Raw genomic sequence first — 15,710 nt, forward strand, 5'->3', positions numbered from 1 at the left:
GCGCGCCGCCGGCGTCGATAGGCTCGGAGGAGTATGACCGAGACGGATGCCGCACCCGCCCCGGTGCGGATGAAGCCCGTCGACCCGCGACTGCTGCGGTACGCCGCGGCATCCCGGAGCTTCTTCGTAGCCGCCGGCGCGCTGGGGCTCCTGCAGACGGTCGTGATCGTGGCATTCGCGGGGCTGCTGACGACGCTCGTGGTCGCGGTGGTCGACGGACGCCCGCTCGACCCCGCCGCGATCGCGGGCTTCGCGGGCGTCATCGTGCTGCGCGCCGCGCTGGTGTGGGCGCGCGACGCGGTCGCCGCCCGCGCCGCCGCCCGCGTGCAGGCGCAGCTGCGAGACCGGCTCCTCGCCGCCGTCGGCTCCCTCGGCCCCGAGTGGCTCGCCACCGCCAACTCCGCATCGCTGGCGGTGACCGCCGGGCGCGGCCTCGAAGCGCTCGAGGCCTATTTCTCGCGCTACCTCCCCCAGCTCGTGCAGACGGCGATCGCGACGCCGATCCTGCTGCTCGTGATGTGGTGGCAGGACTGGATCTCGGGGCTCACGGTGCTGATCACCCTCCCCCTCATCCCGATCTTTATGGTGCTGATCGGGCTGGCGACCCGCGCCGTGCAGCAGCGGCAGTGGGCCACGCTCCGACACCTCTCCGCTCGGTTCGCCGACACCGTTCAAGGTCTGGCGACCCTGAAGGTGTTCGGGCGCCAGCACCGGGCCGCAGCATCCGTCGACCGGGTCACCGACACGTACCGGCGCGAGACCATGCGGGTGCTGCGGGTGTCGTTCCTGTCGGGGTTCGCGCTCGAGTTCCTCGCGAGCGTCTCGGTCGCCGTGGTCGCCGTCTCGATCGGGTTCCGCCTCCTCGACGGCACGCTGGTGCTGGCCGTCGGACTGTTCGTGCTGCTGCTCGCCCCCGAGGCGTACCTGCCGCTGCGGCAGGTCGGCGTGCAGTTCCACGCGGCGGCCGAGGGCGTGGCCGCGACCGACGACGTGTTCGCGGTGCTGGACGCCGCGGCGGGCATCCCCCCGCGACCGGTCGCGGAGCGTGTCGACGCGTCGGCCCCCGGCCTCCTCGCCGTGACGCTGCGCGACCTGCGGGTGCGCGGGCTCGCCCCCGTGTCGCTCGTGGCGGAGCCGGGGACGGTGACCCTGATCGAGGGGCCGAGCGGGTCGGGGAAGTCGAGCCTGCTCGCGGCACTGCGCGGGGCGATCCGGTTCGAGGGGACGGCGACCGTCGCAGATGAGGACGTGCGGATGCTGCGCCCCGACGCCTGGCTCGCCTGGGCGGGGCAGCGGGCGGGGCTGACCGCCGGCACGATCGCGGCGAACGTGTCGATCGGCGACGACGCGCCCGATCCCGACGCGGTGGCGAGAGCGCTTGCTCTGGCGTGCGCGAGCGAACTCGACCCCGATCGCGAGCTCGGCGTGCAGGGCGCGGGCCTGTCGGGCGGGCAGGCGCAGCGGGTCGCCGTGGCGCGGGCGTTTTACGGCCACCTGCGCGGGCGCGCCGCGGTGATCGCCCTCGACGAGCCGAGCGCGGCGCTGGACGCCGACACCGAGGCGCGACTCTGGGAAGGCGTGCGGGCGGTGGCCGATGCCGGGGCGACGGTGCTGCTCGTCTCGCACCGGGTGTCGGCCCGCGCGATCGCCGACGGCGTCGTCCGCCTCGGCGACGCCCGCTCGCCGAGCGACGACCGCGGCGACGAGACGGAACGCCCTGCACCTGCGCCGGTCCCCGACATCCCCCGGCCGCCCCGCGCAGAAGCGCCGGCGACCGATCCCGCGGCCACGTCAGCCTCCGTCCTGCGCGGCGCCATGCCGCCCCTGCGCCGCTTCTGGCCGGCCATCGCCTCGGGCTTCGTGTCCGAGGCATCCGCCGTCGCCCTCCTCGCGGTCAGCGCGTGGCTCATCGTGCGCGCGAGCGAGCAGCCCCTGCTGCTGTATCTGTCGGCGGCGGTCGTGGGCGTGCGACTGTTCGCGCTCACGCGCGCGGTGTTCCGTTACCTCGAGCGACTCACCGGGCACGACGCCGCGCTGCGGCGGCTGGCGGCATCCCGTTCCGCCCTCGTGCGACGGCTCATCCCGGTGGCGCCCGACGGCCTCTCGCGGACCGGCCGCGGATCCGTGCTCGCGGCACTCGTCGACGACGTGGACGAGCTGCAGAACCTCCCGCTGCGAGTCGTGCAGCCGCTGCTCTCGTCGATGCTCGTGGCCCTCGGCGGCGTGGTGCTGGTCGCGTTCGTGTCCGGGCCGGCGGCGCTGACGATGCTCGGATGCCTCGTGGCCGCCGCCGTCGTCGCGGTCACCCTGGGCTGGGCCGCCGGAGCACGCGCCGACCGCTCGGTGGCGCCGCTGCGCGCCACGCTGTCGGACGCCCTCCTGGATCATCTCGGCAGCCTCGACGTGCTCATCGCGTACGGCGTGGAGGCGTCCAGCCGCGCCCGCGTCGCGGCGGCCGATGCGCGCCTTCGAGCGGCCGTGGTGCGCCGCGCCGGGGCACAGGCCGCGTCGTCGGCGCTCGTCGGTCTCCTCGCCGGACTCGCCTCGCTCGCGGCGGTGCTGGTCGCCGCGCCGGCGGTCGCGGCCGGCTCCCTCGCCGCTCCGGGCTTCGCGGTCGCAGTGCTCGTGCCGATGGCGGTGTTCGAGGTCTTCGCCGCCGTGCCGATGGCGGCCTCCGCCTGGCGTCAGGTGCGGGCCGCGGCGGGCCGCATCGCCGGCGCCGTTCCCGCGCTCCCGGTCGACGGCCTCGTGGACGAGACCGTGCCCCCCACGGGCGTCGGCCCCGCTCTCGGCCAGGGCGTCCGCCTCCGCGGTGTGGGCGCGCGGTGGCCGTATGCCGCGGACTCGCCGGCCCTGTCGGGCATCGACCTCGACGTGGGCCCCGGCGAGCGCGTGCTGGTCGTCGGCTCCAGCGGCGCCGGAAAGACCACCCTCGCGCACGTGCTGGTGCGCTTCCTCGACGCTCGGGGCGAGTACTCGATCGGCGGCCGTCCGGTGTCCGGCCTCGCGGGCGACGACGTGCGCCTGACGGTCGGACTGTGCGAGCAGCATCCGATGCTCTTCGACGAGGACATCCGCCAGAATCTGCTGTTCGCCCGCGACACGGCGACCGACGCCGACCTCGAGGCCGCGCTGGAGCGCGTCGGTCTGGGTCCGTGGCTGCGCGAGCGCGGCGGCCTCGACGCCCGCGTCGGCGAGCGCGGCGCACTGGTCTCCGGCGGACAGGCGCAGCGCATCGCCCTCGCCCGGGCGCTGCTGCGCGGCTTCCCGGTGCTCGTTCTCGACGAGCCGACCGCCGGCGTCGACCCCGCGGCATCCGACCTGCTGCTCGCCGATCTGCTCGGCGCGGTCGGCCCTGATCAGGCCGTCGTGCTGATCTCGCATGTCGCGCCGCCCGCGGGCTTCGTCGACCGGGTGGTACGGCTCGGGGCGTGACCCGACTCCGGATGCTGCGCTACAGCGCGCGCCCGAACGCCTGCACGCCCTCGTGCGAGGGCAGCGGCGTGAAACCCAGGCGCGTGTAGAAGGCGAGCGCGCCGGTGTTCTCGACGGCGGCGACCAGGTGCAGACCGGACACGTCGGCGGCGCGGAGCGCCTCGACGAGGGCGTCGACGAGGCGTCTGCCCCAGCCCTGCCCCTGGAGTTCGGGCAGGAGGTCGATGTGCAGATGCGCGGGATACCCGGCGCCGTACGGCTCCGCACCCGGCCCGCGGCCGTAGGCGTAGAGAAGCGTGCCGTCCTGTCGCGACCGCTCCACCTCGGGTCGCGGCCACGCGGCACCGCGCTCCGGCCACCACTCGTCGCGGAACCACGTCTCGAACGCGGCCGTGTCGGGCGCGCCCACGATGTACCCGGCGACGCGTCCGTCGTCGGTCTCGATCACGAACGCGAACTCGGGATGCCGGGCGACGTAGGGCAGCACGAAGATCTCGGCCCAGATGCGATCGTCGTCGAAGATCCCCGTCGCGTCACCGCCGGCATCCGCCGTCCTGAGGCAGATCTGCGCGAGCGCCGCTTCGTCGCCGCGGCGGAAGGGACGGATGCGCGGCACGCGCCCAGCCTACGCACCCGATCATCAGGGTGCGGCGGGCACGACACCCTGCTCGGCGGCCGCGGTGATGCGGCGGGCCATTCCCGGGAAGATGAGGCCGTGGAAGGGCAGCACGCCCAGCCAGTAGAGCCTGCCCGCGAGCCCTTTCGGGAAGAACACCGCGCGCTGTTCGTAGCGCGCGCCGTCCCCGTCGGGTTCGACCTTCAGCTCGAGCCACGCCGACCCGGGCGTCTTCATCTCGGCACGCAGGCGCAGCAGGTGGCCGGGCTCGATGGCCTCCACCCGCCAGAAGTCCAGCGCATCGCCGACGCCCACGACCGACCGGCTGCGGCGGCCGCGCGCCAGCCCGACACCGCCGACGACGCGGTCCATCCAGCCGCGCACCGCCCACAGCAGCGGCGACGAGTACCAGCCGTTCTGGCCGCCGATGCCCTCGATCACCGTCCACACCGCCTGGGGGGACGCCGTCGTGTGCGTGGAGCGCTCATCGGTGAAGACCAGGCGACCCGCCCAGTCGGGATCGTTGGGCAGCGGATCCGACGGCACCCCCGACACATCGGCGTCCTGCCAGCTCGTCTCGATGTCGTCTCCGCGTACCCGTCCGAGTGCCAGATCGACCGCGCGCCGGTAGGGAGTGAGCCCGGCCTCGGGCGGCGGGATCAGCGCATCGACGTCGTGGTTCTTCATGACGCAGTCGTTCTGCAGCGACTCCACGAGCGGCCGGGCGATGGCCGACGGGATGGGCGTGACCAGCCCCACCCAGTGCGACGCGAGACGCGGAGTGAAGACCGGGAGAGCGGCGATCGGCCGCTGCGGCAGCCCCGCCTCGACCGCGTAGCCGTTCATCATCTGGCCGTAGCGCAGCACGTCGGGTCCACCGACGTCGACGGCGCGATTCACGTCGGGCGCCACGCGCGCGGCGCCCAGCAGGTAGTGCAGCACGTCGCGCACGGCGATCGGCTGGATGCGATTGCGCACCCACTTCGGTGCCGGCATGTACGGCAGCACCTCCGTCAGATGCCGCACCATCTCGAACGACGCCGATCCCGACCCGATCACGACGCCCGCCTGCAGCACGAGCGTCGGCACGCCGCTGTCGAGCAGGATCCGCCCCACCTCCACCCGCGAGCGCAGGTGGGGCGAGAGCGTCGCGTCCTCCGGGTGCAGTCCGCCGAGGTACACGATGCGACCGACGGATGCCGCGGCCGCCGCCGCGGCGACGGTGCGGGCGGCCGCTCGGTCGGCCTCCTCGAATCCCTTGCCGGCCGACATCGAATGCACGAGGTAGTAGAGCACGTCCACGTCCTTCGTCGCCTCGCCCACGACCTCGGCGTCCGCGGCATCCCCCTGCACCACGTCGACGCGGTCGCCCCACGAGAACGTCGCCACGCGAGTGGGGTTTCGCGCGAGCACCCGCACCCGGTAGCCCGCCTCCAGCAGCCGCGGCACGAGCCGTCCGCCGATGTAGCCGGTGCCGCCGAAGACCAGGGCGCGCGGCGCCCCGCCGTCCGCGCGCGGTTGCGCGCGCAGCGCCTCCTCCCGACCGGTGGGTGCGCTCAGCTGGACCGTGCCGCGTTCGACCATGCCGCGAGCCTAGGTGGCGGCATCCGTCGCCCGGCAGGGCTTGACGCGTCCGGCTTCCGGATGCCCGTCAGCGGCGGCCGTTGCCGAACAGCCCGCGGATCACGCCGTTGAGGATCGTCTGCGTCGACTTCGAGCCGAGCACCTGCTCGAGTGCCGACTTCTGGGGCCGCGACGCGGTGCGGCTCGTGCCCGCGGTCTTCTTCAGGAGCCGGTCGTACTCCGCCTGCGCCTTCTTGTCGGCCGCGGCCTGCGCCTTGTCGGCCGCCGCCTGCTGCTTGGCGAGCTCGGCGTCGGCCTTGGCCTGCTCGATCGCCGCCTGCTCTGCGGCGTGCGCCTGTTCGGCGGCGTTCATGCGGGCGGTGAGGATCTCGCGCGCCGATTCGCGGTCGATCGCGGTGCCGTACTTCGCCAGGAGCGGCGACGCGTTCACGGCGGCGACGATCTGCGGATCGGGCGTGGGCGACATGAGCCCCTGCGGAGCGCGCAGACGCGTCCACGCGACGGGCGTCGGGGCGCCCTTCTCGCTCATCACGGTGACGATCGCCTCGCCGGTGCCGAGCTCCTGCAGCACGCGCTCCAGGTCGTACCCCGACCGGGGGTACGTGCCGACGGTCGCGCGGAGGGCCTTCGCGTCGTCGGGGGTGAAGGCGCGCAGCGCGTGCTGGATGCGGGAGCCGAGCTGCGCGAGCACGTCGGAGGGCACGTCCTTCGGCGTCTGCGTGACGAAGAAGACGCCCACGCCCTTCGAGCGGATGAGGCGCACGGTCTGGGTGATCGCGGCGAGGAAGTCCTTCGACGCGTCGCGGAACAGCAGGTGCGCCTCGTCGAAGAAGAACACGAGCTTCGGCTTGTCGAGATCGCCCACCTCGGGGAGGATCTCGAACAGCTCGGCCAGCAGGTACATCAGGAACGTCGAGAACAGCGCGGGCTTGTCGATGACGCCGGGCACCTCGAGCAGGCTGATGATGCCGCGGCCGTCGGGCGCGGTGCGCAGGAACTCCTGCACGTCGAACTCGGGCTCGCCGAAGAAGACGTCGGCTCCGGCATCCGCAAAGGTGATGAGCTCGCGCAGGATCACGCCCGCCGTCGCCGCCGACAGCCCGCCGAGGGTCTTCAGCTCATCCTTTCCGTCGCCGGTGAGGTAGGTGAGCACGGCGCGGAGGTCGGAGAGGTCGACCAGGGCCAGCCCGTTCGCGTCGGCGTAGTGGAAGACGAGGCCCAGGCTCGACTCCTGCGTCTCGTTGAGGCCCATCACCTTGCTCAGCAGCAGCGGTCCGAAACCCGACACCGTGGCACGCACGGGGATGCCCTTGCCCACGCCGCCGAGGGCGAAGTACTCGGTGACCGACGCCTCGGGCTTCCAGTCCTGCCCGATCGCCTCGGTGCGCGCGAGCAGCTTGGGGTTGGACTCCCCCGGTGTCGCGACACCCGACAGGTCGCCCTTGATGTCTGCCGCGAACACCGGCACGCCCTTGGCCGCGAGCTGCTCGGCGAGGCCCTGGAGCGTGCGGGTCTTTCCGGTTCCCGTGGCGCCGGCGACGAGGCCGTGACGGTTGATCATGCCGAGGGGGATGCGGATCTGGGCGGATGCCACGGGGTCGCCGTTCATGAGCGCGCCGAGGTCGAGCGTCGTGGCCTCGAAGGTGTATCCGGCGACGACGGCCTGGATCTGCGCGTCGTCGAGCGGGCCGGCTGGGGCGGCAGGGGCTGCCGGAGGCGCGGCCGCGGGCGCGGGCGACGCTTCGACAGGCTCTGCGACCGGGGGTGGGGGCTCAGCGACCGGGGGTGCGGGCTCAGCGACCGGTGGTGCAGGCTCGGCGACCGGGGGTGCAGGCTCGGCGATGGGGGGTGCGGCAGCTGAGGCGGCGGCTTCGGCAGCGGCGAGCGCCGCCTTCGCCTGTGCGAGTTTGAGCGCGGCCTCGGCCGCCTCCGCCTCTGCGCGCAGCCGCGCGAGTTCGGCCTGGGATGAATCGGGCGACGCCGGCTCGGTCATGGGCTCAGCCTAGCCACGCGGCGGCTCAGCGGAACCGCGAATGCTGCGGCGATCGAGAGCGCCGCGCCGACCCCGATGAGCGCCCCGCCGAGCGTGTCGGTGAGCCAGTGGGCGTGGAGGTAGGTGCGGCTGAACGCCATGAGCACCACCCAGGCGGCGCCCACGACGATCACCCACAGCCGCGGCATCAGCACCGCGAGCGCCGCCGCGATCGTCGCCGCGTTGGCGACGTGCCCGGAGGGGAACGACCCGAAGTCGCTGACGACGGCGATGTCGCCGGGCCGGGCGCGCGCGAAACTCTGCTTGAAGACCTGCACGAGGGCGGCGCTGAGCGCCTCGGCCGTCAGGAAGTACGCCGCCCACCAGGGTCTGCGGGCGACGATCAGCGCGAGCGTCGCGGCGATCGGGATCACGAGCGTGCCGAGCCATCCGCCTCCGACCGCGTTCATGAACTCCGAGAACACCGTCAGCAAGGGGCTCGCCCACGCGGTCATGAGTGCGTTCCACGCGGCGTCCACGGGCAGCGGATCGTTGCCGCGCGCCAGGATCACGACCCCCATCGCCGTCGCCGCGAGCACGAGCACGGCGCCGGGGACGAGGGTGCGCACGACGAAGCGACGCGGGGAGGCGGCATCCGAGATCATGCGCCCCATTCTGTCGGGGCGGACAGGTGTTGGAGCGGTGCCACAGCGATGCCGCAAGGACAGAATGGAGGCATGTCCGCTGTCGTCGGCGTCGTCCGCCGCCTGGTCGCACCCCTGTCGCGCACGCGCCTGTTCCGCCGCGTCGGACCCACCATCATGCCGCCGCTCGAGCGGTTCGTGACGTGGGTGTCGCGCGGACGCGTCCAGATCAGCGGGCTGCTCGTCCCCTCGCTCGTGCTGCACACGGTGGGAGCGCGCTCGGGCGAACCCCGTGACGCCCCGCTCATGTACACGCCCGATGGCTCCGGTCGCGCGATCGTCGCCGGCAGCAACTTCGCCGGGGAGCGGCATCCCGCGTGGACGACGAATCTGCTCGCCCACCCCGACGCCGCGATCACCGTCCGCGGCACCACGATGAAGGTTCGCGCGACCCTCATCGGCGACGACGAACGCGACGCGACGTGGGCGATCATCGAGCGGCAATGGCCCGGCTACCGCGGCTACGAGCGCACGTCGGGCCGGGTCGTGCGTCTCTTCCGCCTGCAGCCCGTGCGCTGACACGCCGCGACCCGATCGTTATCCCTGACGCACACCTCTCGCGTTAGCCTGCACAGCGTGACCCGCCGCTCCCGCGCCGCCGCCCTCGTGCCCGTGGCTCTGCTCGCAACAGCACTCCTCACCGCCGGGTGCTCCGCGACGACACCTCCGACGACCGAGACGCCGATTCCGATCGTCTCGACGACTCCCCCCACGTCGCCCGGTCCGACCATGAGCGCCGGTCCCACGGCCGCCCCCTCCGCCACGGACACGGCGACATGGGTCGTCTCGAGCAGCGGGGTCGGGCCCGTGCGTCTCCAGTCGACGATGACCGAGGGGCTCTCGGCGGTGTCGGCCGCGTTCACCACCTCGTTCATCTGCGGCCGGATGACCTTCCTCGCGGCACGCACGGGCGCCGTCCAACTGACGGTCGGTGCGATCGGCGCATCCGACACCGGGACGGTCGGCTCGATCGGCGTCACCACCGCCACGCCTCCGACAGCGCCGATCGCAGACTCGCCGCGCACGGCCGGCGGCATCGCTCTGGGTTCGCCGCGGGATGCGGTGCTGGCCGCCTACCCGGGCGCCAAGACCGTGACGCTTCCCTTCGACGGCGCACCGCGCACGCAGTTCCAGATCGATTCCGCATCGTCCGCACTGTGGATCACCATGACGGCAGACGATGCGCACGTCGCATCGATCGCCGTCCAGACGATCGGCTACGACCCCGGATCGTGCATGTGACGCACTCGAGTCGCAACCTGCAGCCCGTGCGCTGAGCTAGGGCGTCAGCAGGCCGATCGTGCGCGGACGCACGATCGTCCACAGCGACACCAGACCGACGATCGCGCATCCCGTCATCACGGCGGCCATCGTCGTGGCGGTGATGCCCGCGTCACGCGCGACCCAGCCCACGATCGGCGAGATGAGGCCCGCCACGCCGAAGTTGACGGCGCCGATGAGCGACGCGGCGGTGCCGGCGGCCTTGCCGTGACGGTCGAGCGCGAGCACCTGCACGCACGGGAAGGTGAACCCGCACGCGGTCATGAAGACGAACAGCGGGATCATGACGCCCCACAGTCCGGCGCCGAGCTGATCGAGGACGATGATGGCGGATGCCGCGACCGCCATCACACCGGTCGAGTACGCCATCACCCACTGGGGTCCGAAGCGTGCCGCGAGTCGCGAGGCGAACTGCACCCCGGTGACCACGCCGAGCGAGTTGACCGCGAACAGCAGGCCGTACTCCTGCGCGTTGAAGCCGAACGTGCTCTGGAACAGGAACGACGAGCTCGACAGATACGAGAACAGGCCGCTGAAGGTCATGCCGCCGATGACCAGGACGCCCAGGAAGACGCGGTCCGACAGCACGCTCTTGTAGCGCTGCAGCACCGTGGTGCTGCCCTTCTCGCTGCGCCGCGCGGGCGGGAGGGTCTCGGGGACGAGGAAGAGCGCCGCCACGAGCATGACGAGGCCGTAGGCGGCCAGCACCACGAAGATGCCGCGCCACGGCATCACCACGAGCAGCGCCGAGCCCACCAGCGGCGCCGCCACGGGCGCGACCCCCGACACGAGGGCGAGCCGCGAGAGCATCACGACGAGGCGGCGACCACCGAACAGATCGCGGACGATCGCCATCGCCACCACGCCGCCGGCGGCCGCGCCCATGCCCATGAGCACACGGGCGCCCCCGAGCAGCAGCAGGCTGGGCGCGAGCGCCGCGGCCACGCTGGCGACGACGTGGAGCGCCGTGACGGCCAGGAGCGGCACGCGCCTGCCGACCTTGTCGCTGAGCGGTCCGACGATGAGCTGACCGATGCCGAACCCGAGCATCGTGCCGGTCAGGGTCAGCTGGATCGCCGTCGCCGTGGTCTGGAAGTCCTGCTCGAGCACGGGGAACGCCGGAAGGTACAGGTCGATCGTGAACGGCCCGAGCGCCGTCAGGGCGCCCAGCAGGATGATGTAGACGATCCGCCGTGCCGCCGGGATCGAATCGCCCGGGTGCAGCATGACGGGCGCGGTCGCCGGGTTGGGCCCGAGCGTGCGGATCGCCCCGGTGACGGGCGTTCCCGCGACCGTGACGATGGCGCCGGTGGCGAGCTTCTCGGCCCGGGAGTCGTCTCCCCGAGTGGGCGGTGAAGGCGGGGCAGCAGCGTCCGGAGTGGGGACGAGCGGGGTGGAGGCGGTATCGAGCACAAGCGTCTTCTTCGGTGACGGAGCGAACGCCGCTGCTCCGGGGCGAAGCCCGGGCACGACGGAGGAGGGAGCGGAGAGAGTCCGGATCGTCCGTGATCGAATCGATTCGGAAGCTCTATGCTATCGGACGCCCGCGGCCCGACGCGACCCCGGAGAGCAGTTCGTCCGGCGGGGATGCCGCGGCGCCGCGATCGCTTCGACGCGAGCCGCGGCATCCCGAGCCGTCTCCCAGCCGCGTTCCTATGCGGGCGCATAGGCTGGAGGAGGCGCGCGAAGATCCGCGCGCCTCCCGCCCCAGCCCTCGCGGGCTGCTCAGCCGAGATCGCACCATGACCCCGACACAGCCCCCGAAGCGCTCGAGCGGCAACCCCGCCGTTCAGGCCGAGATCGAACTCACCGTCAAGCAGCAGCGCGAGCAGAAGCGCCAGGAGAAGCTCGCCGAGTATCAGAAGCAGGTCGCCAAGCGCCGGCGCAGCCGCTTCACGTGGTGGATCGTGGGCGGTGTCGCAGCGCTCGTCGTCGTCGGCGTCGTCGTGGCCTCGTTCGTCTTCGCGCCGAAGCCGCCCGCGAGCTACGGCGCGCTGGACAGCACCGGCGTGCAGATCGACGGCGTGCAGACGTACCAGAACACCTCCAACCACGTGCAGGGCTCGGTGACCTACCCGCAGACGCCGCCCACCGGCGGCGACCACAACGCGGTGTGGCTCAACTGCGGCATCTACACCCAGCCGCAGCAGAACGAGAACGCCGTGCACTCGCTCGAGCACGGTGCGGTGTGGGTGACGTACGACGCCGCCGCGCTGAGCGCCGACCAGCTCGCGACGCTGAAGTCGAAGCTCCCCTCCACCTACGTGGTGCTCTCGCCCTACGTCGGACTGGACTCCCCGCTCGTGCTGAGCGCGTGGAACCACCAGCTCAAGCTGACCTCGGTCGACGACCCCCGCATCCAGACCTTCTTCGAGGAGTACTGGCGCAGCCAGAACGCGCCCGAGCCGAACGCCCCGTGCACGGGCGCCCTCGACGGCCCCGGAAAGCAGTAGCCGACGTGACCGACGACGCTCGGGATGCCGCGCCCGGCGTGCGCGTCTGGGTGGTCGTCGTCGCGATCGTGGCCATCGCCGCGGTCGCCTTCGCGATCGGCCGCTTCACCGCGTTCGGGACCGCGGCCGAGCCCGCCCCCAACGCCGCCGACGCCGGGTTCGCGCGCGACATGCAGGTGCATCACGCGCAGGCGGTCGAGATGGCGATGCAGATCCAGCGCACCACCTCCGACGAGGAGCTGCGCGTGCTGTCGTACGACATCGCCACCGGCCAGTCCGCGCAGCGCGGGCAGATGTACGAGTGGCTCGCCGCGTGGGGACTGCCCCAGACGACCGGCGCGCCGCTCATGTCGTGGATGTCGAGCACGTCGGGGCACGACCACGGCGGAACCTCGGCGACCCCGGCGACCGACGCCGAGCTGCGCGCGGCGATGGGGATGGCCACCCAGGCCGAGCTCGACCAGCTCTCCGCCGCGACCGGCACCGCCGCGGACTGCCGATTCCTCGGCCTCATGATCCGCCACCACCAGGGCGCGATCCAGATGGTCGACGCCGTGCTCACCCTCGGCTCGCGCCCCAACGTGCTGCAGACCGCCGCGGCGATGAAGCAGACGCAGTCGTCGGAGATCGACGCGATGACCGCCATGCAGTCGCGGCTCGGCTGCGGCTGACACGGCGATACAGTGGTCGCGTGACCGCCGACACGACCGCCGCCCCGCCACGCGTGCGCCGGCCGGTGACCGTCACGATCGCGATCGTGCTCGTCTACATCTCGGGCATCTCCAGCGTCGTCCTCGGCACGTTCGTGCTGCTCAGCCGGTACCAGGCCGCCGCCGACGCGGTGCTGCCGGTGTCGCTCCTGGGGTCGGCGATCATCCTCGTGGGTCTGCTGTCGCTCGCGATCGCCTCCGGCCTGTCGCGCGGCAGCCGCTTCGCGCGCGTGCTCATCACGATCTACATCGCCGCGCAGATCGCCCTGCAGGTGACGACGATCGTCGTCTCCGACGAATGGGACCCCGAGAGCATCGCGCAGGCGGTCGCCGCCGTGCTCGTGTTCGCCGCGGTGTGGACGCCGCCGGGCTCCCGCTACTTCGTCGCGCAGACCCCCGCCGCCCCCTGATCCCCGGGGTCAGCGGACGGCGCGGTCGGCGAGCAGCCGGTCGACGACGCGGCGGTGCACGAACCGCACGATCTCGATGACGCCGATCGTGACCGCGGTGACGAACGCCACCAGGTACGCCGCCTCCTGGCCCGGGTCGATCAGCTGGAAGAAGCCGCTCGCGAGCGGCACCGTGAACACCAGCACGAGGCCGATGAACATCGCGCCGATGACCAGCGCCTTGAAGCGCGTGACGGGCCGCGACAGCACCGTGAGCACCCAGATCCCGACGATGGCGAGGATGATCGTGGAGCCCGTCCGCAGCTGCGGCTCGGGCACGCCCAACGCCATCGCCGCGCGCGTGTAGAGCGTCAGGGCGATCGCGATCACGAGACCGGCGGGGATCGCGAAGGTCAGCGATCGCCGCAGGAATCCGGGGATGTAACGCTGCGTGTTGGGCATGAGCGCGAGGAAGAACGCGGGGATGCCGATGGTCAGGCCGTCGGTGATCGAGAGCTGCCGGGGCAGGAACGGGAACTCCATCACCAGCACGCCGAACAGGATCGCCAGGGTCGTCGCGTATGCGGTCTTGGTGAGGAACAGCATCGAGACGCGTTCGATGTTCGCGATCACCTGGCGCCCCTCGGCCACGACGTCGGGCAGGTGCGAGAACTGTCCGTCCAGCAGCACGAGCCGCGCGACGGCCTTCGTCGCCGCAGCGCCCGAGTTCATCGCGATCCCGATGTCGGCGGTCTTGATCGCGAGCGCGTCGTTGACGCCGTCGCCCGTCATCGCCACGGTGTGCCCGCGCCCCTGCAGCGCCACGACCATGCGCTTCTTCTGGTCGGGCGTCACGCGACCGAACACGTGCTCCCTCTCGAGCACGTCGGCCAGCGCCGCGTCGTCCTCGGGCAGCTTCCGGGCGTCGTAGCCCTCCGCGACGTCCAGCCCCACTTCGCGTGCGATCGCCGCGACGGTGCGCGGGTTGTCGCCCGAGATGATCCGGATGCCGACACCCTGCCGGTCGAAGTACGCCAGGGTCTGAGCGGCGTCGGGGCGCACCTTCTCGCGGAACGTGACGACCACGACGGGCACGAGACCGTCCGGAAGCCGTTCGAGGTCCGCGTCCTCCCCAGACAGCACGGTCGGCGCGTGGCCGAGCACGAGGGTGCGGCGCCCGGCGGAGGCGAGCTCGGTGACGACGCCGCCCAGCGGTGCGCGGGCGTCGGTCGCGGCATCCCCGAACACCATCTCGGGAGCCCCGAAGATCCACGTGCCCGCTTCGTCGCCGTGCGCGAACGAGACCGCGCTCCATTTGCGTGCCGACGAGAAGGGGATGGTCGCGGCCGGCTCGACCGCCGACACGAGCGGGTACGGCTCCCGCAGGCAGCGGGCGGTGGCGTTGGCGTCGCGCGCCGCGCCGTACCACGCGAGCACGCGCTCCCAGCCGGGCGCGGGGGCGTCGAGCGGATGCGCGCCGTCGAAGCCGATCTCGCCGAGCGTGAGCGTGCCGGTCTTGTCGAGGCAGATGACGTCGACGCGCGCGAGGCCCTCGACGGCGGGCAGCTCGTTGACGAGCACCTGGCGGGCGGCGAGCTTGGCCGCCCCCACCGCGAACGCGATGGAGCACATCAGCACGAGGCCGAGCGGGATCATCGCCTGCAGCGACGCGATCGTGTTGACGACCGCCTGCACCCACGTGCCGCTCTGCCACGCCGTGACGTAGCCGCCGGCGACCATCACCTGCGCGTTGAAGACAAGCAGGCCGATCGGGCCGATGCCCCAGCCCACCCACTTCAGCACGCGGTTGACCGACGAGCGCAGCTCGCTGGAGACGAGGGAGAAGCGCTTGGCCTCGGTGGCGAACGTGTTCGCATACGACGCCGCGCCCACCCGCACGACCTGGGCGTCGCCCTCGCCCGCCACCACGACCGACCCCGACAGCACCTCGTCGCCGGGGCGCTTGTCGACCGCGTCCGACTCGCCGGTGAGCATCGACTCGTCCACCTGCAGCCCGCGCGCGTCGGCGACGCGGGCGTCGGCGGCGATCTGGTCGCCGGCGCGCAGCACGAGGATGTCGTCCTGCACGACGTCGGGCGGATGGATCTCCGCCTCCGCGCCGTCCCGGCGCACGCGCGCCAGCGGGGCGTTCAGCAGGGCGAGCCGGTCGAGGGCGGCCTTGGCGCGGAATTCCTGCACGCAGCCGATGACCGCGTTCGCGATGGCGGCGAGACCGAACAGCGCGTCCTGCCAGCGCCCGAGCAGGAACAGCACGAAGAAGCACGCGAAAACGATCCCGTTGAACAGCGTGAACACGTTCGCCCGCACGATGTTCCACGCACTGCGGCTGGAGTCGGCCGAGTAGGCGTTGGTGCGGCCCGACGCCACGCGTTCTGCCACCTCGGCGGCACTGAGACCGGCGGTCGCGTCGACGAGCACGGACGGTGCGGGCGTGGCCGAGGCATCCATTCGTTCACCATATCCGCGCGACCCTCGTCTCGGCGGCGAAATGCCCCGGGCCGACGCGGACCCCCCGATCCGCGCCGGCCCGGTTCCTCCCGGCGCA

General features: G+C 72.5%; 12 protein-coding genes and 1 pseudogene. 7 read left to right on the forward strand and 6 right to left on the reverse strand.

Annotated features, from left to right (window positions below; translation table 11 throughout):
• Positions 1–69: 69 nt before the first annotated feature.
• Together cydD and cydC are read left to right on the forward strand one after the other, a co-directional pair.
• Positions 70–1,677: pseudogene (gene cydD, locus ACSJDX_RS02685) on the forward strand (thiol reductant ABC exporter subunit CydD); the annotation flags it as partial.
• Positions 1,678–1,815: 138 nt separating this feature from the next.
• Positions 1,816–3,435: a thiol reductant ABC exporter subunit CydC gene (gene cydC / locus ACSJDX_RS02690; RefSeq protein WP_438354917.1), complete on the forward strand. Its 1,620-nt coding sequence runs from the start codon at positions 1,816–1,818 to the stop codon at positions 3,433–3,435.
• 19 nt (positions 3,436–3,454) lie between these two features.
• On the opposite strand, the gene ACSJDX_RS02695 is transcribed toward cydC, so the two are convergent.
• From ACSJDX_RS02695 to ACSJDX_RS02710, 4 genes are all read right to left on the reverse strand, one after another.
• On the reverse strand, positions 3,455–4,051 hold the full coding sequence (locus tag ACSJDX_RS02695; RefSeq protein WP_438354051.1) for a GNAT family N-acetyltransferase: 597 nt from the start codon (positions 4,049–4,051) through the stop codon (positions 3,455–3,457).
• Between the two features lie 24 nt (positions 4,052–4,075).
• Positions 4,076–5,635: an SDR family oxidoreductase gene (locus tag ACSJDX_RS02700; RefSeq protein ID WP_438354052.1), complete on the reverse strand. Its 1,560-nt coding sequence runs from the start codon at positions 5,633–5,635 to the stop codon at positions 4,076–4,078.
• Between the two features lie 67 nt (positions 5,636–5,702).
• A complete protein-coding gene (locus ACSJDX_RS02705) occupies positions 5,703–7,628 on the reverse strand; it encodes a helicase HerA-like domain-containing protein (RefSeq protein WP_438354053.1) in 1,926 nt (641 codons plus the stop codon).
• Positions 7,625–8,272, reverse strand: a complete 648-nt coding sequence (locus ACSJDX_RS02710; RefSeq protein WP_438354054.1) for a phosphatase PAP2 family protein — start codon at positions 8,270–8,272, stop codon at positions 7,625–7,627. The genes ACSJDX_RS02705 and ACSJDX_RS02710 overlap by 4 nt, the downstream gene beginning before the upstream one ends.
• A gap of 72 nt (positions 8,273–8,344) precedes the next feature.
• On the opposite strand from ACSJDX_RS02710, the gene ACSJDX_RS02715 reads away from it, so the two are divergent.
• Together ACSJDX_RS02715 and ACSJDX_RS02720 are read left to right on the forward strand one after the other, a co-directional pair.
• Positions 8,345–8,830, forward strand: coding sequence for a nitroreductase family deazaflavin-dependent oxidoreductase (locus ACSJDX_RS02715; RefSeq protein ID WP_438354055.1), 486 nt, complete (start codon positions 8,345–8,347; stop codon positions 8,828–8,830).
• 57 nt (positions 8,831–8,887) lie between these two features.
• On the forward strand, positions 8,888–9,553 hold the full coding sequence (locus tag ACSJDX_RS02720; protein WP_438354056.1) for a hypothetical protein: 666 nt from the start codon (positions 8,888–8,890) through the stop codon (positions 9,551–9,553).
• Positions 9,554–9,589: 36 nt separating this feature from the next.
• On the opposite strand, the gene ACSJDX_RS02725 is transcribed toward ACSJDX_RS02720, so the two are convergent.
• Complete coding sequence (locus ACSJDX_RS02725; RefSeq protein WP_438354057.1) at positions 9,590–11,005, reverse strand: multidrug effflux MFS transporter; 1,416 nt, start codon at positions 11,003–11,005, stop codon at positions 9,590–9,592.
• A gap of 329 nt (positions 11,006–11,334) precedes the next feature.
• Here ACSJDX_RS02725 and ACSJDX_RS02730 point away from each other — a divergent pair, with 329 nt between their 5' ends.
• From ACSJDX_RS02730 to ACSJDX_RS02740, 3 genes are read left to right on the forward strand one after another with little or no spacing between them, the layout of a single operon-like run.
• Positions 11,335–12,045 (forward strand): DUF3105 domain-containing protein, encoded by a 711-nt coding sequence (locus tag ACSJDX_RS02730; RefSeq protein ID WP_438354058.1) that lies wholly within the window; start codon positions 11,335–11,337, stop codon positions 12,043–12,045.
• A gap of 5 nt (positions 12,046–12,050) precedes the next feature.
• The gene (locus tag ACSJDX_RS02735; RefSeq protein ID WP_438354059.1) at positions 12,051–12,716 is read left to right on the forward strand and encodes a DUF305 domain-containing protein; all 666 of its coding nucleotides are present in this window, start codon (positions 12,051–12,053) and stop codon (positions 12,714–12,716) included.
• A gap of 20 nt (positions 12,717–12,736) precedes the next feature.
• A complete protein-coding gene (locus ACSJDX_RS02740) occupies positions 12,737–13,165 on the forward strand; it encodes a hypothetical protein (protein WP_438354060.1) in 429 nt (142 codons plus the stop codon).
• Positions 13,166–13,174: 9 nt separating this feature from the next.
• Here ACSJDX_RS02740 and ACSJDX_RS02745 read toward each other — a convergent pair whose 3' ends face one another.
• On the reverse strand, positions 13,175–15,613 hold the full coding sequence (locus ACSJDX_RS02745) for an HAD-IC family P-type ATPase (protein ID WP_438354061.1): 2,439 nt from the start codon (positions 15,611–15,613) through the stop codon (positions 13,175–13,177).
• Positions 15,614–15,710 lie beyond the last annotated feature (97 nt).

The organism is Microbacterium fluminis (assembly GCF_051549805.1).
GTDB lineage: Bacteria > Actinomycetota > Actinomycetes > Actinomycetales > Microbacteriaceae > Microbacterium.

What these genes read in the sequence shown, in the direction of transcription:
- ACSJDX_RS02700 (WP_438354052.1), bottom strand. Translation starts at nt 5,635, where the DNA reads ATGGTCGAACGCGGCACGGTCCAGCTGAGCGCACCCACCGGTCGGGAG.
- ACSJDX_RS02715 (WP_438354055.1), top strand. Translation starts at nt 8,345, where the DNA reads ATGTCCGCTGTCGTCGGCGTCGTCCGCCGCCTGGTCGCACCCCTGTCG.
- ACSJDX_RS02745 (WP_438354061.1), bottom strand. Translation starts at nt 15,613, where the DNA reads ATGGATGCCTCGGCCACGCCCGCACCGTCCGTGCTCGTCGACGCGACC.
- ACSJDX_RS02710 (WP_438354054.1), bottom strand. Translation starts at nt 8,272, where the DNA reads ATGATCTCGGATGCCGCCTCCCCGCGTCGCTTCGTCGTGCGCACCCTC.
- ACSJDX_RS02730 (WP_438354058.1), top strand. Translation starts at nt 11,335, where the DNA reads ATGACCCCGACACAGCCCCCGAAGCGCTCGAGCGGCAACCCCGCCGTT.
- cydC (WP_438354917.1), top strand. Translation starts at nt 1,816, where the DNA reads ATGCCGCCCCTGCGCCGCTTCTGGCCGGCCATCGCCTCGGGCTTCGTG.
- ACSJDX_RS02705 (WP_438354053.1), bottom strand. Translation starts at nt 7,628, where the DNA reads ATGACCGAGCCGGCGTCGCCCGATTCATCCCAGGCCGAACTCGCGCGG.